Genomic DNA, 15,103 nt, shown 5'->3' on the forward strand with positions numbered 1-15,103 from the left:
CTTCCGATCTTTACAGGTCAACAGGATAGTCAAGGTCGTTATCTTGCCGATACCTTTAGAGTTCCTAACCCAGATTTACAGCCAGAAACGGCAAAAGCAGTCGAGTTGATCATCAATCAAGAATTAAACGAACATTGGCAATTGATTAGTACTGCTTATGGTTCTCACTTACAAAATTTGATTTTATTTGCCAGTCCTACTGCCAATCCTGTCAGTGAGTTTATTAATGGCGGTTGGATTAAAAATACCGACCACAATGTCAATTTGGGCGAAAGTGTTGCCTATGGTGTGGAGTTAAGTAGCCGTTATTGGCAGCAACATTATGAGCTTTGGGGACATTACTCGTTTACCTATGGTCATTTAAGCACGAATAAAGGCGAAGAAGAGTTACCCTATAATGCCAAACACAAATTAAAATTGGGGGCAACATGGCACCATAAGCAAGGCTGGTTTATTAGCCCTAGTATGTATTTTGTTGGTCAAAGTCGTGTGCCAAGTTCAGCTAGTGATGGTGGTAGAGCTATCACTGTGCCTTCCTATCAATTATTTAACTTGTATGCAGGTTATCCTCAAATAATACAAGGCATTGATGTATTTATGCGTATCGAAAATATTGCCTCTAGTAAATATTACCATGCAGGTGGTTCGTCAAAGCGGTCTTTGGTGCAATTGCCACAGTTAGACCGCACGATTACGTTGGGTTTTGAACTAAGTTTCTAAACCTCTTTTAACACCACCATCGGTGAAACTTGCCATGTTTTGCGTAAATGCCATAAGCCAATCACTAATACTAAACTCGCACTGGCTAACGGCGTGACCCATAACCAAGCATGAATATGCGCTTTGCCTTCTAATAAAAATACACTAATTAATGCGGTAATAATTTCAGTTAATAAGATGGCTAATAAACCTGCCCATGCGCCTAAAATTGCCAATTCAATGCCTGTACGCCATTGTAGTTGTTGACGTTTTGCCCCCAATGCTCGCAATAAAGCAGCTTCATGCAAGCGACTATCAAAACTAGCCGCTAAACTGGCAATTAACACCAAACAGCCTGCCAACACCACAAACACCAAAATCACCAAAATACCTTGGCTGAGTTGTGCCAACAGTTTTTGTGCTTCATTAAGTGTGGCGGCAATATCAATAAAAATAATGGTTGGATATTGGCGAATAATGTCCGCCATTTGTGTTTTATCTTTAGCAGGAACATAAAAACTGGTTAAATAACTGGCAGGATAATTTTTTAAGACAGGCTCAGGAAAAATAAAGAAAAAATTGGGCTGAAAACTGTCCCAATCGACGGTGCGTAAACTGGTGATTTTTACATCCACTTTACCTTCGGCCATTTGAAAACTGAGTGTGTCGCCGAGTTTGAGCTTGAGTCGTTCGGCAAGGTCTTTCTCGACCGATACTTCCGCTTGTTGACCTGTTAACCATTGACCTGAAACGATTTCATTATTAGCTGGTAGTGTATTCGTCCATGTTAAGTTCAGTTCTCTATTTAACGAGTTGTCTTGTTTATCTTCGTCTTTTTGCGATGATTTAGTGGCTTCCCCATTAATAGCAACTAATCGACCACGCACAACAGGATAAAAAGGGGTAGTGCTCCAAGCTCGTTGTGCTAATTGTTGTTGCAAGTTATCTTTTTGTTCGGTGGGAATAGTCACAGCAAAATGATTCGGGGTATTAGGGGGGAGGTCGGTTTGCCATTGTTGAAATAAATCGCTGCGTAATACCATCACTAATAACACTGCCGTAAAACCCAACGCTAAGGCCAAAATTTGACCAATCGTTTGTTGGGGTTGGCGCGTTAAATTAGCAAAGGCTTGCTGCTTAATGCGAGTACGTAAATACCCTAATAACCACCCACAACATACACCTAATAATCCAGCAAGCAGCAAACCGCCGACTAAAACAATAGCGGTGAGGGTGATATTGCCTGTTTCTAAACTCAATAAAATAAATAAGGCGACTAAAGCAATGCCTGTGCTGCTCAGCATCGACAAAGAAACGGGTGTTAATTCGCGTCTCATCACGCGTAACGGTGACACCTGTGCTAAACGTAAAAAGGCAGGCAGCGCAAAACCAATCAGCGTCAGGAGGGCAGTGCTTAAACCTGTGATTAAGGGTTGAATAAAATCAAAACTCAAATCGCTAACAGGCAAAAATTGACCTAATAATTCAAACAATAGCAGCGAAAATGCCAAACCTAAACTGCTACCAATCACTAAACCAAAACCACTCACTGCCGCTAATTGACTGGCATACACGTTAATCAATTGTTGGCGTGAATAGCCCAAACATCTCATTAGCGCAAAACTATCAAAATGCCGTTGGCTAAAACGTTGTGCGGCCAAAGCAACGGCAATACCTGCCAATAACACACTGGCAATACTGGCTAAACTTAAATAACTATTGGCATTAATAATCGGTTTACTGAGTTGTTTATTGGCGCTGTGAATATCGCGTAGCCGTTCGTAATCATTGAGTTGGTCTTTGGCTTGTTGAGAAAATTGGCTAACAGCTTGGCTTTTACCTGCCACTAAAAAACGATAATTTACTCGGCTACCTTGTTGAATGGCATTGGTTTTGGGTACATCCGCAATATTGATAATAATTTTGGGCGAAAAAGCCGAAAAGCTACCGCCCATATCGGCATCAACGGCAATGGTGGCGGCAATAATAAACTCCGCTTCACCTAAAGTAATACGTTGACCGACTTGGCTATTGAGTAAATTTAACAAACGCTCTTCGACCCATACTGTGCCTTGTGCGGGCGTGCGAGTGGTCATTTTAGGTTGTGTGCTAAGTGTGCCACGCAAAGGATAATTATCGGCAACCGCTTTAATGCTGCTTAGTTGAAAATTGTCACCTTGTTGAGCAACAGTGGCAAATTCAATGGTTTGACTGGTTTGTAAACGGTGTTGTTGAGCCAGTTTAGGCCAATCATCACGTAATGGACGACTACTGACGACAACCACATCAGCAGCCAATAAACGTGCGGCTTGTTGATTAATGGCTTGGGCTAAGGTGTGAGTAAAAAAGCTTAAAGTTGTGGTGGCTGTGACTGCCAAAATCAGCGCGGCAATCAGTAAAGTAAATTCACCTGCGCGTAATTCACGCCAAAATAAACGCCATGTCATAACATTTGTCCTTGCGCTAAGGTTAAACGTTGCTGACAACGCTCGGCAAGTTTTAAGTCATGGGTAACTAACACTAAAGTTGTGCCATGTTGCGTATTCAAATTAAACAATAAATCAATAATATGCTGCCCCGTTTGGCTATCTAAATTACCTGTTGGTTCATCGGCAAATAAAATTTTAGGTTTACAGGCAAAAGCACGCGCAATGGCAACACGTTGTTGCTCACCACCAGACAGTTGTTTGGGCGTATGGTGCAAACGATGCCCTAAACCGACTTGCTCTAAACAGTTTTTTGCCCATGTTGTATCGGTATTTTTACTTAACGAGAGTGGCAGCAAGACATTTTCTAAAGCCGTTAAATGGGGCAATAAATGAAACGATTGAAAGACAAAGCCAACATATCGCTGACGTAAACTAGCACGTTCATCTTCAGATAAAGTGCTTAACTCCTGACCTAATAGCTGAATAGACCCAGAGCTGGGTGTGTCTAAGCCTGCCAATAGTCCTAATAACGTCGATTTGCCAGAGCCAGAACTACCGACAATGGCAACCGTAGAGCCTTGTTCGATACGCAAATCAATCTGTTGCAAAATCGTCAACGAATGCTCCGCAGTGGCGATAGTTTTGTTAAGGTTGGCAACAAGTAAAGCGGGTGTGAGTGTAGTCATGGCAAAATTTTGGCTTGGTATCATGTTAATCTTGGTAGGTGGACTCAATACGGCTTATGCAGCCAGCATTGTGGTCTTTGGTGATAGTATCAGCGCGGCGTATGGCATAGAAGTCAACAAAGGCTGGGTTGCAAAATTCCAACAAAAGCTCAAACAACACAAAAAGCCCTATCAAGTGATTAATGCCAGTGTTAGTGGCGAGACAACTTCAGGCGGATTAAGCCGTTTACCGCAGGTGTTAAGTCAATATCAGCCTCAAATTCTGATATTGGAATTGGGGGGGAATGATGGTTTACGTGGTCAGCCACCTAAATTGATGCAACAAAATCTACAAAAAATGATTCAACAAGCCAAACAACAAAAGATAAAAGTAGTGTTATTAGGAATGAAAATTCCGCCTAATTATGGTAAGGCTTATAACCAAGCTTTTGAGAAAGCGTTTGTTGATGTCGCAAACACAGAACAAGTCCCGTTTGTGCCATTTTTTCTTGAGGGTGTGGGCGGAAATGACGATTTAATGCAAGCGGATGGCATTCATCCTAATGAAAAAGGGCAAGATAGGTTACTACAAAATGTGTGGCCAATTATGGAGAAAGTATGGAAACAAAAATGAGTTAAATTTTTAGTTTTTCTAACATTTCTATATTCTGATATTTGGATGAGCGGAACAAAAAACACGACAACTGGATAAAAAATGTGATATGTTTCACAAAAGTACAATTGTATTCAAATTCTATTTCTGGATATAAGTCAATTAATTTTTTTTGTTTTGAAATATTATGTAACAAATAAGCTGGGTTTTGCTGGATGTGACTCAAATTGAATGTGATTCGTTTGGCAGTATTCTTCATCAAGAGACAGTACCTTATGCACACTAGCTGAAGCATAAGCCTGACATGTTTTATAAAAATTATTAGCAACATGAACGGCTTTTAAAATAAGGCTCAAAGCTAGAAAAGTGACTTACACGTTTTTCCGAAATTGGCGAGTAAGTACAAAATATTCTTGCTCTGAGTATATTGCTTATTTTATAGGGTTTCGAAGGAGTTCAATCATGTTTAAAAAAGTCAGTGTTTTAGGAATTGCAGCATGTTTAATGTTGGGTACTGTCCCTGCTTCTTATGCGGCAGATGAGCTATCAGGTGTTCGTCCTGAGCGTAATAAAGCAGAGTGGCAATTAGTCAAGCATGATGCTACACGTAATATTAAAACTTATATTCGTGAGGGTGATGCTAAACGAATCAATTTTAAAGTTGATGCGATTATCGAAGGCTCTTTAGATGCCGTGGCTCGTGTTCATTTTGATATTGATAGAATCAAAAGCTGGTATTGGGAAACGATGGATTCACGTTTGTTGAAAAAAGTCTCTAGTACTGAATATTATTATTATATGCAGTATAACGCACCCGTTACTATGCCAGATCGTGATGCTGTTTTACATGCTGTGGTTGAACCATATAGTGCTAAAAAAGGTTATATGCAGTTAAGCATTAAAGCGGTGCCAGATTATTTGCCAGCACAAGGTAATTTTGTCCGTGTGCAAGAGCAAGATATGATCGTAAAAATGACACCGTTAGCAAAAGATAAGGTGCGTATTGAGGCTGAAGGTTTTGTTGATCCAGGTGGAATTGCACCAACATGGGCGATGAATTTTGTGCAACGTAATGCACCTTATTCAACAATGTTGGGATTGCAACGTCAAGTTAACATGGCCGCTCACAATGGCACATTAGGCGAACCATCACCATTTACTTATATGGAATAAATGATTATTTTTTAAAAGTGGTTTACGTGTATCCGTAACCAGCGAAAAGCTCTGCCCCCCATTTGGGGGGCTGAGCTTTTTTAGGGGGTAAAAAATTTAAATAATTATCTTGTCAGCTTTTCAAAACTGTCTTATCTTCAAAAGATAGGTTTTAAATGTTAAAAAAAATTATAAAACCTATTGCTATTCCTGTGTTATCAACAGACTATCAATAAACCGTGATAACGATAAATTTATAAAAATTTAGCTATAGCACTATAAAAATCAAAAACTTGCTGTAGGAGCAGACTTGATGTTGAAAAAAATAGCCATTATGGCTTTTGCTACATTGACCACTTTAACACCAATAACGTCATTTGCGGATAAAGCAGATGATTTAGAGGAGTTGCGTGTAGATAATAAACGAGCCAATGATTGGGTTTTAGTCAAAAAAGATAAATTAAAAAATATTACTACGTGGGCAAAACGAGAGGATGGTAAGAGCATTCGCTCGTTTAAAGTTGATATGGTAGTAGATGCTGATTTAGAAACGTTGGCACGGGTGCATTTTGACGTAGAAAATATTAAGCGTTGGTTTTGGGAAACTAAAGAATCGCGTTTATTAAAGAAAGTAAATGATAAAGAGTATTATTTTTATCAGGTTTATAATGCACCATTAACTGTGCCTGATCGTGATTCGATTGTTCATGTGACTATAGAGCCATTTACTGCTAAACGTGGCTACATGCAAATGAATTTAAAAGCTGCACCTGATTTTATGCCCGAGCAACCGGGTAAAACCCGAGTTGCTGCTCAGAACTACTATATTAAGTTTACTCCAATAGATAAAAATACTACTCGTTTAGAATCAGCAGGCTATATTGATCCAGGCGGAATTATTCCTGCATGGACAATTAATTTCGTCCAGCGTAGTGCGCCATATATTAGTATGTTGGGTTTAGCGCGTATGGTGCAGTTGCCTTATTACAGAGAAAGTAAGGAACAAATGGACTTTGCTTATATTGAATAATTGTCATAAAGCCTCCAATGTTGGAGGCTTTATTATTTGTTATGGTAAAAATTAGATGGATGGCAAGGCTTTTAGCCAATGACTAGCAAAAGCAATAACTTAGATAATTAGCGAGTCATTAAAAACAAATCCAAAAGAGGAAGATGATATATTAAAAAAACTTGCTGTTGTGTTATTAACAACTATGGCTATCGTATCTATGCCGACAACTGCTTTAGCGGCAAAAGGTGATGATTTAGAAGAATTACGTGCCGATAGTAAACGTGCCAATGAATGGATTGTTGTTAAAAAAGATAACTTAAAAAATATTACGACGTGGGCAAAACGTGAAGATGGTAAAAATATTCGCTCATTCAAAATTGAAATGATTGCTCAAGCTGATTTGGAGACAGTAGCACGAGTACATTTTGACGTAGAAAATATCAAACGTTGGTTTTGGGAGACCAAAGAGTCGCGCTTGCTAAAAAAAGTTAGTGATAAAGAATATTATTATTATCAAGTGTTTAATGCTCCTCTAACAATTCCAGATCGTGATGCGATTATTCGTGCTCAAATTGAGCCATTTACGGCTAAACGTGGTTATATGGCTATGAAATTGTCGTCAATGACAGAGTTTATGCCTGAACAACCGGGTAAAGTTCGTGTTGCAGCTTTAAATTATTATTTAAAATTTACGCCAATCGATAAAGCCACCACAAGAATTGAGGTTGATGGTTATGTTGATCCAGGTGGGGTAACACCAGCATGGGCAATTAATTTTGTTCAAAGAACAGGGCCATATACAACAATGGTGGGATTAGCGCGTATGTTACAACTACCTTATTATCGTGAAGGTAAGGATGCGCTTGATTTTACTTATATGGAGTAACTTTCTCTTTGATTAAAGGCCTCTATTGAGGCCTTTTTTTGTGTTTTTTCGTTGACTATTGCTTGCCTGATCGCCTAAAAACAAGGTACAAGAACAGCTTGTATCAATCTGTTTATTATCAGATTCAAAAAAGTGGAGTAAGACATGGGAAGCTTCGTCGTTTTTATGTTTGTTGGTTTTGCGATTGTTTTGGCGTATAAGTCGATTCAGCAAGTACCACAAGGCTATGAATATACCGTCGAGTCTTTTGGTCGTTATACAAAAACATTACAACCAGGTTTACATTTTTTGATGCCATTTGTGGAGAGAGTTGGGGCTAAGCTCAATATGATGGAGCAAGTTTTAGATGTGCCGCCACAACAAGTGATTTCGCGTGATAATGCGATGGTGACGATTGATGCGGTCTGCTTCTTTCAAATTATTAAAGCGGCTCAAGCGGCTTATGAAGTCAGTAATTTAGAATACGCCATTCGCAATTTAACCATGACCAATATTCGGACAGTGATTGGCTCTTTAGAATTGGATGCGATGTTGTCACAACGTGATCAAATTAATGCTCAATTATTGAGTACCATCGACCAAGCTACCAACCCTTGGGGGGTAAAAATTACCCGTGTAGAAATTAAAGATATTACCCCGCCACATGACTTGGTTGAAGCAATGGCTTCACAAATGAAAGCAGAGCGTACTAAGCGGGCACAAATTTTAGATGCCGAAGGTCATCGTCAAGCCGAAATTTTACGCGCAGAAGGCGATAAACAAGCCAAAATTCTCAAAGCAGAAGGGGATCGACAAGCGGCATTCTTAGAATCAGAAGCACGTGAGCGTCAAGCACAAGCCGAAGCACAAGCGACTTTAGTGGTATCACAAGCGATTGCTCAAGGTGATTTACAGGCAGTCAATTACTTTGTCGCACAAAAATATATTGAAGCCTTGGGCGAAATTGCCAAAGCTCCTAACAATAAATTAGTGATGATGCCACTTGAGGCATCTGGCGTGATTGGCTCAATTGCAGGTATTAAAGATTTAGTCACGGAGTTAAAAACTGAGCAAACACCCACTCCACAGCGTTCTAATTTGAGGTGATCTATGTGGCAAGAGCCTTATTGGTTATGGGCAGCATTTGCCTGTTTATTGCTCATTGTTGAAATGCTCACTGGCACATTTTTCTTTTTAGCGATGGCAGCCGCAGCCGCAGGCACGACCGTCGTTGCTTATTTTAGTCAAGATTATTTGAGTCAATGGGTGGCATTTGCAGTATTAAGTGTGATTGCCCTATTGGTTTGGAAAAAAATACGACCAGCACATCAGCCGCATCATGATGCGGCGAGTGGTTTAAATAATCGCACTCGTCATTTAATTGGCCGACAAGCCATTTTAAGTGAGCCAATCAGCAATGGTGTTGGTCGAATAAATGTGGATGATAGTTGGTGGAAGGTAACAGGTGAAGATTTGCCTGTGGGTACACATGTACAAGTTATTGCCGTACACGATATGGTTCTTACTGTTGAGAAGGTGCAAAAATGAAACAACAACGTATTGAAATTATTTATGATTTTCCGCAACCTGTTGAGAAAATTTTTAAATGGATTGGTGATCATAACAACTTAGGCGAGATTTTCTTTCCCTTTAAAGTGACTCGTATTAAAGATGGTCAAGGTGATGTTAATGGCGTAGGTTCTGTGCGTAAGCTCAGCGCTTTTCCCTTAATTCCTGTTGAAGAAACCGTGACGGCCTTTCAAGCTAATCAATTAATTGAATATCGTGTTACTAGCAAATATGCACCCATTAAAGACCATTTAGGGGTGATGTTATTTGAGTCTTATAATGGTGGCACACGTTTACGTTACACCATTACCTTTACAGGTGTTGTGCCCTTATTAGGGCCAGCGTTAAAAGTTGGCTTAGGTCAAGGTATTAAACGCGGTTTAGCAAAATTAGCGAAAAAGAGTTTGTAATGATAGAACCTGTCGAAGAACGACATGAGCGTGGTTTTAACGTTAATGGGCGTTTAATTGCTGCACGTTGTTGGCATGATAAAGAAAAAAAGCCGTTATTGGCTTTGCATGGTTGGTTAGATAATGCGGCGAGTTTTGATTTACTCGCTCCAGCCTTAGATGATTATTATATTGTTGCCTTAGATTTTGCGGGGCATGGTTATAGTGAACATCGACCCAAAGGTGTGCGTTATCATCTTATCGATCATGTGGATGATGTTTTAGCAGTGGTTAAGCAACTCGGTTGGACACGTTTTAGTATTGTTGGTCATTCGATGGGGGCAGGCATTGCCGCCTTATTTGCGGCGGCAATGCCTGAATATATTGAAAAATTAATTATGATTGAGGGTTTAGGCCCTTATACAGGCCCTGCCGACAAAGCAGTAGAGTATTTGCGTACTTCTTTAGTGGAATGGCAAGACTTTGATGAAGCACCACGAGTGATTCCCTCATTTGATGTTGCCGTTAAAGCGCGGATGAACGGTTTGTTACCTGTGGGTGAGCAAGCTGCACAATTGTTGTGTGCGCGAGGCACTAAAGCAGTGGAGGGCGGTTTAATTTGGTCAACCGATAAACGTTTACGACTTAACTCACCAACACGCTTTTATGAACAACAAGTTTGTGCTTATTTAGCCGCTATTACCGCTCCATCCTTATTAATCATGGCCGAAAAAACCTTACCTTTTTTTAATGTTGAAGATTATCAACGTCGAGTTGCTGCACACCCAAATTTGCAGCTCGTAAAATTAGCAGGCGGCCATCATTTACATATTGATGATAATGTTGAACAAGTAATTAGTGCAGTAAAACGCTTTTTGGCAGGAGTGACCACAGATGACTAATATTCACTATGTTTGCCCTCATTGCGAAGCAGTTAATCGTTTTGACAAACAGCGTTTAAATCAACAGCCCAAATGTGGTAAATGTCATCAATTATTATTAACAGGCGAGCCTGTTGAATTAAAAAATGATAATTTTGATAAATTTATCAGTCGTAACGATCTACCTGTGGTTGTCGATTTTTGGGCAAGTTGGTGTCAACCTTGCCAAATGATGACGCCACATTTTGCCAAAGCGGCACAAGCTTTAAATGGCCAATATGTGTTTGCCAAAGTCAATACTGAAGAAGCGCAGCAAATAGCAGCTCGTTATGGCATTCGCAGTATTCCGACATTAATGGTCTTTGAATCAGGGAATGAGAAAAAACGTGTTGCTGGAGCAATGTCTGCTCCGCAATTAGTGCAATGGTTAACAGCTTAACTTCACATTTTACACACATTTCTAATGTATAATATGGCTCTAAAAATATAGAGCCTTTTTTATTTTAAGTACAAACATCGGAAGTCATTCGTGTCATCAGAAACCCTTAATCCAACAACCATACCCACGCCAAATAATATTGATACAGGTTTAGCCTGTTTAGTGATGTTGGCACGTTTTCATTCGATTGCGGTTGATCCTCATCAAATTGCTCACGAATTTAAAGAAACAGGTAAATCGTTTACCACTACCGAAATTTTATTAGCTGCTAAAAAACTTGGTTTAATGACTAAAAAGGTCAAACCACAATTAAGTCGTTTAGCCACAACACCCATGCCTGCAATTGCCGCCGCTAAAGACGGCAGCTTTTTTATTATTGCCCGTATGGATGGCGATAAAGTTTTAATTCATGATCCAACGGTTGAGCGTCCAGAAATTATTAGTCAAGAACAGTTGGCGGCACGTTGGTCGGGTGAGATGATTTTATTTAGCTCGCGTGCGTCTTTAGCTGGCGAGTTAGCAAAATTTGATTTTAGTTGGTTTATTCCTGCCATTATTAAATATCGTAAGTTATTAGTAGAAGTCTTATTTGTTTCGTTTATTTTGCAGTTTTTTGGCTTAGTCACGCCTTTATTCTTTCAAGTGGTGATGGATAAAGTCTTAGTGCATAAAGGTTTTAGCACTTTAGATGTGATTGCTTTTGCTTTTGTGGTGGTGGTGTTATTTGAAATTACCTTAACCACGTTACGCAGTTATGTGTTTGCCCATACCACCAGCCGAATAGACGTCGAACTTGGCGCAAAACTGTTTAGGCATTTATTAAATTTACCCCTTGGTTATTTTCAAGCACGACGTGTTGGTGATTCTGTTGCCCGTGTCCGTGAGCTAGAAAACATTCGCAGCTTTTTAACCGGTAATGCCATTACCTTAGTGTTAGATTTGTTTTTTGCTACAGTGTTTATTGCCGTGATGTTTTTTTATAGCAAATGGCTAACACTAATCGTGTTGTGTGCTATTCCTTGTTATGTATTGATTTCATTAGTTTTTACACCTATTTTGCGTACACGTTTAAATGAGAAATTTAATCGTGGTGCAGAAAATCAAGCTTTTTTAGTCGAAACCATTAGTGGTATTGATACGGTTAAAGCCACTGCTGTAGAACCACAATGGACACGCAAATGGGACAATCAATTAGCCGCGTATGTGTCATCGGGTTTTAAAACGGCCACAGTCAGTATGTTGGCTAATGGCGGTATTACGCTCATTAGTAAATTGGTCACCGTTGCTACCTTGTATTTTGGTGCAAAGTTAGTGATTCAAGGCGATTTGTCGGTCGGGCAATTAATTGCTTTTAATATGTTGTCAGGACAGGTGATGTCGCCAGTCATGAGACTTGCCCAATTATGGACAGACTTTCAACAAACAGGGATTTCGATTCAACGTTTGGGGGATATTTTAAATACCCGTACCGAAATTGCGAACAGTAAAACCGCTTTACCACCGATTCGTGGCCAAATTCAACTCGATCAAGTGGTGTTTCGCTATCGTCCAGATATGCCCGAAGTGATTAAAAATATGACCTTGGGTGTGAATGCCGGTGAAGTGATTGGTGTGGTTGGTCGTTCAGGCTCAGGAAAAAGCACGATTACCAAACTGATTCAGCGCATGTATTTACCCGAAAAGGGACGAGTGTTAATTGATGGTTTAGATATTGCCTTAGCCGATGCCTCTTCATTACGCCGCCAAATTGGTGTGGTGTTGCAAGAAAACGTGTTGTTTAATCGTAGCATTCGGGAAAATATTGCTTTAGCTGACCCAAGTATTCCCTTACCTGTGGTTATGCAAGCCGCCAAATTGGCAGGTGCACATGAGTTTATTACCGAGTTACCTGAAGGTTATGACACCTTAGTGGGTGAGCATGGTTCATCATTATCAGGTGGCCAACGTCAGCGTATTGCTATTGCTCGTGCCTTAATTACCAATCCACGGATTTTGATTTTTGATGAAGCAACCAGTGCTTTAGACTACGAATCAGAACGAATTATTCAACAAAATATGAAAGCCATTTGTAAGGGTAGAACGGTAATTATCATTGCCCATCGTTTATCGGCAGTGCGTGATGCTAATCGGATTATTGTGGTTGAAAAAGGCCAAATTATTGAACAAGGAACACATACAGAGTTATTAGCTAATCCCAAAGGTATGTATAGCCATTTACACAGTATGCAGCAAGGATAAATCACCATGAGCCTTAAAACCCATTTACAAGCATGGTCAGATTTATTTGGCCGTTATAAGCAAATTTTTGCGATTGCTTGGCAAAATCGCCATGAAAATGATAGCAAAGGTTTGCAGCCCCACGAAGCGGAGTTTTTGCCTGCTGCCTTGTCATTACAAGAAACACCTGTGTCACCTGCACCACGTGTCGCCATGTGGTTAGTGATTAGTTTTACCCTGATTGCCTTGTTGTGGGCATGTTTTGGCAAAATAGATATTGTTGCCACCGCACAAGGGAAAATTGTCCCCAATGCAGGCACAAAAGTTATTCAGCCGTTTGAGTTATCTACCATTAAAGCGATTCATGTCAAAGATGGTCAACAAGTGAAAGCAGGCGATGTGTTAATTGAATTGGATGCCACTACCACGCAAGCAGATAAAGACCGTGTGAGCAGCGAATTAGCTTTAAATCGCTTACAAGAGGCACGTGCGCAGGCTATGTTAAAAGCACTAGACCAACAACAAAATCCTGTCTTATTGCGTCCATCACAAGTCACTGAAAACCAATTTGTTGAAGCAGATGCCTTATTACAAGGTCAATATAAAGAATACCAAAGCAAATTAGCTTTGTTAGATGCTGATATTGTGAAAAAGCAGGCAGAGCAAAAATCTATTCAAGCTCAAATTAATAGTTTGGAAAAAAGTTTACCTATTTCTCGTCAACGTGCTGAAAACTTTAAACAATTAGCCGACAACGACAATGTGCCTAAAGATGCTTATTTGCAACGTGAGCAACAAAAAATAGACCAAGAAGGGCAATTAGCAACAGGTAAAAGTCGTTTACAAGAGTTAAAAGCTGCTTTAGACAGTATTCAAGAACAAAAGCAAGCATTATTAGCAGAAACCAAACGTACACATTTAGATAGTTTAAATGAAGCCAGTCAGCGTATTGCTGCTTTGGAACAAGAGTTAATTAAAGCCGATTCTCGTCATGGTTTAATGAAGTTAACTGCACCTGTTGATGGCACGGTACAACAATTGGCGGTGCGTACAATTGGTGGTGTGGTGACAGAAGCGCAACCCTTAATGGTGATTGTGCCAAAAGATGACGTGGTTGAAGTTGAAGCCTTTTTAGAAAATCAAGATATTGGTTTTGTCAATGAAGATCAACAAGCCGAAGTCAAAGTACAAACTTTCCCTTATACCAAATATGGCACTATTCATGCGGTTGTTACGAGTGTGTCGGATGATGCGATTAATGACGAAAAAATGGGTTTGGTTTACGCTGTACGTGCCAAATTAGCAAAAAGCACCATGCAGCTCGAAAATAAAGTGGTTAATTTAAGTGCAGGCATGGCCGTCACTGTCGAAATTAAAACAGGCAAACGCCGTGTGATTGAATACTTCTTAAAGCCTTTCTTAGAGTATAAGAATGAGAGCTTGAAGGAGAGGTGATTTTGTTAAAACTAGCCTATGATTAAGTTATTTTAGGTGTTAGAGTTGGCTTAATAATTAACCAATGGGTGTAAGGGCTATGGACAGCACATTTAACTTTTTAGCATCTTTCTTTTACACCTGTTTTTTTAAATTTTGTTTTAACCCAGTGTCACGCTAAGTCTGTTGCAGGCTTGGCGTTTTTTGTTTTTGGAGAATTAAAATGGCTGTAATTAATGGTAATGCCGATAATAATTATATGGTGGGTACAGTTGGTGATGACGTTTTAAATGGTGAGGGCGGTATAGATACGTTAGAAGCGGATTTAGGTAACGATACGTTAAATGGTGGTTTGGATAACGATTATTTATATGGTGGTGATGGCAACGATGTATTGAATGGGGATGAAGGAAATGACTCGTTAAGTGGAGAAGCAGGTGATGATAGTTTAAATGGTGGGGATGGAAATGATGGCTTAACGGGAGGCACTGGCAATGATGTCTTGAATGGCGGAGCTGGTAGTGATTCTCTATCAGGTGATGTAGGAAATGACCTATTAAATGGCGGTGGAGCAGATAATTCAAAAGATTATTTGAATGGAGGTAATGGTATAGATGTTTATCAGTTTGGTCGAGGTTTCGGTCAAGATATCGCCAGTGAGTATTCGCCGAGTGAAGTAAATACGATTCAATTATTATCAGATATTAATGTTAGCGATGTTGTATTAACCCGTATTGAT

Annotated in this window: 15 protein-coding genes; 13 read left to right on the top strand and 2 right to left on the bottom strand. The window is 39.8% G+C overall.

Going from position 1 to position 15,103, the window contains the following annotated elements; translation table 11 throughout:
* Positions 1–720 (top strand): TonB-dependent receptor (locus tag Q0212_RS00845; RefSeq protein ID WP_297920785.1); only part of this gene is annotated, 720 nt, incomplete at its 5' end.
* Here Q0212_RS00845 and Q0212_RS00850 read toward each other — a convergent pair.
* Positions 717–3,146, bottom strand: coding sequence for an FtsX-like permease family protein (locus Q0212_RS00850; RefSeq protein WP_297920788.1), 2,430 nt, complete (start codon positions 3,144–3,146; stop codon positions 717–719). The two genes, Q0212_RS00845 and Q0212_RS00850, sit on opposite strands and share 4 nt — an antisense overlap.
* Positions 3,143–3,814 carry an ABC transporter ATP-binding protein gene (locus tag Q0212_RS00855; RefSeq protein WP_297920791.1) on the bottom strand — a complete coding sequence of 224 codons (672 nt, stop codon included), beginning with the start codon at positions 3,812–3,814 and terminating at the stop codon, positions 3,143–3,145. Before Q0212_RS00855 ends, Q0212_RS00850 begins: the two co-directional genes overlap by 4 nt.
* On the opposite strand from Q0212_RS00855, the gene Q0212_RS00860 reads away from it, so the two are divergent.
* The 12 genes from Q0212_RS00860 to Q0212_RS00915 form a co-directional block, all read left to right on the top strand.
* Positions 3,813–4,427, top strand: coding sequence for an arylesterase (locus Q0212_RS00860; protein ID WP_297920794.1), 615 nt, complete (start codon positions 3,813–3,815; stop codon positions 4,425–4,427). The two genes, Q0212_RS00855 and Q0212_RS00860, sit on opposite strands and share 2 nt — an antisense overlap.
* A 441-nt stretch (positions 4,428–4,868) precedes the next feature.
* Positions 4,869–5,579 carry a hypothetical protein gene (locus Q0212_RS00865; protein WP_297920797.1) on the top strand — a complete coding sequence of 237 codons (711 nt, stop codon included), beginning with the start codon at positions 4,869–4,871 and terminating at the stop codon, positions 5,577–5,579.
* A 292-nt stretch (positions 5,580–5,871) separates the two neighbouring features.
* Entirely contained in the window at positions 5,872–6,588 is a 717-nt protein-coding gene (locus tag Q0212_RS00870) for a hypothetical protein (RefSeq protein ID WP_297920800.1), read from the top strand.
* A 199-nt stretch (positions 6,589–6,787) separates the two neighbouring features.
* Positions 6,788–7,456: an START domain-containing protein gene (locus Q0212_RS00875; RefSeq protein WP_297920803.1), complete on the top strand. Its 669-nt coding sequence runs from the start codon at positions 6,788–6,790 to the stop codon at positions 7,454–7,456.
* 144 nt (positions 7,457–7,600) lie between these two features.
* Positions 7,601–8,542: an SPFH domain-containing protein gene (locus tag Q0212_RS00880; RefSeq protein ID WP_297920805.1), complete on the top strand. Its 942-nt coding sequence runs from the start codon at positions 7,601–7,603 to the stop codon at positions 8,540–8,542.
* Between the two features lie 3 nt (positions 8,543–8,545).
* Positions 8,546–8,983 (top strand): NfeD family protein, encoded by a 438-nt coding sequence (locus Q0212_RS00885; RefSeq protein WP_297920808.1) that lies wholly within the window; start codon positions 8,546–8,548, stop codon positions 8,981–8,983.
* On the top strand, positions 8,980–9,414 hold the full coding sequence (locus tag Q0212_RS00890) for an SRPBCC family protein (protein WP_297920811.1): 435 nt from the start codon (positions 8,980–8,982) through the stop codon (positions 9,412–9,414). Before Q0212_RS00885 ends, Q0212_RS00890 begins: the two co-directional genes overlap by 4 nt.
* Positions 9,414–10,295 carry an alpha/beta hydrolase gene (locus tag Q0212_RS00895; RefSeq protein ID WP_297920814.1) on the top strand — a complete coding sequence of 294 codons (882 nt, stop codon included), beginning with the start codon at positions 9,414–9,416 and terminating at the stop codon, positions 10,293–10,295. The genes Q0212_RS00890 and Q0212_RS00895 overlap by 1 nt, the downstream gene beginning before the upstream one ends.
* Entirely contained in the window at positions 10,288–10,713 is a 426-nt protein-coding gene (trxC, locus tag Q0212_RS00900; protein WP_297920817.1) for a thioredoxin TrxC, read from the top strand. Before Q0212_RS00895 ends, trxC begins: the two co-directional genes overlap by 8 nt.
* A gap of 90 nt (positions 10,714–10,803) precedes the next feature.
* Complete coding sequence (locus Q0212_RS00905) at positions 10,804–12,951, top strand: type I secretion system permease/ATPase (RefSeq protein WP_297920820.1); 2,148 nt, start codon at positions 10,804–10,806, stop codon at positions 12,949–12,951.
* 6 nt (positions 12,952–12,957) lie between these two features.
* Positions 12,958–14,385 carry an HlyD family type I secretion periplasmic adaptor subunit gene (locus tag Q0212_RS00910; RefSeq protein WP_297920822.1) on the top strand — a complete coding sequence of 476 codons (1,428 nt, stop codon included), beginning with the start codon at positions 12,958–12,960 and terminating at the stop codon, positions 14,383–14,385.
* A 202-nt stretch (positions 14,386–14,587) separates the two neighbouring features.
* Positions 14,588–15,103 (top strand): calcium-binding protein (locus Q0212_RS00915; protein WP_297920825.1); only part of this gene is annotated, 516 nt, incomplete at its 3' end.

Origin of the sequence: uncultured Agitococcus sp., assembly GCF_937920075.1 — a bacterium.
In the GTDB taxonomy this organism is placed as follows: domain Bacteria; phylum Pseudomonadota; class Gammaproteobacteria; order Pseudomonadales; family Moraxellaceae; genus Agitococcus.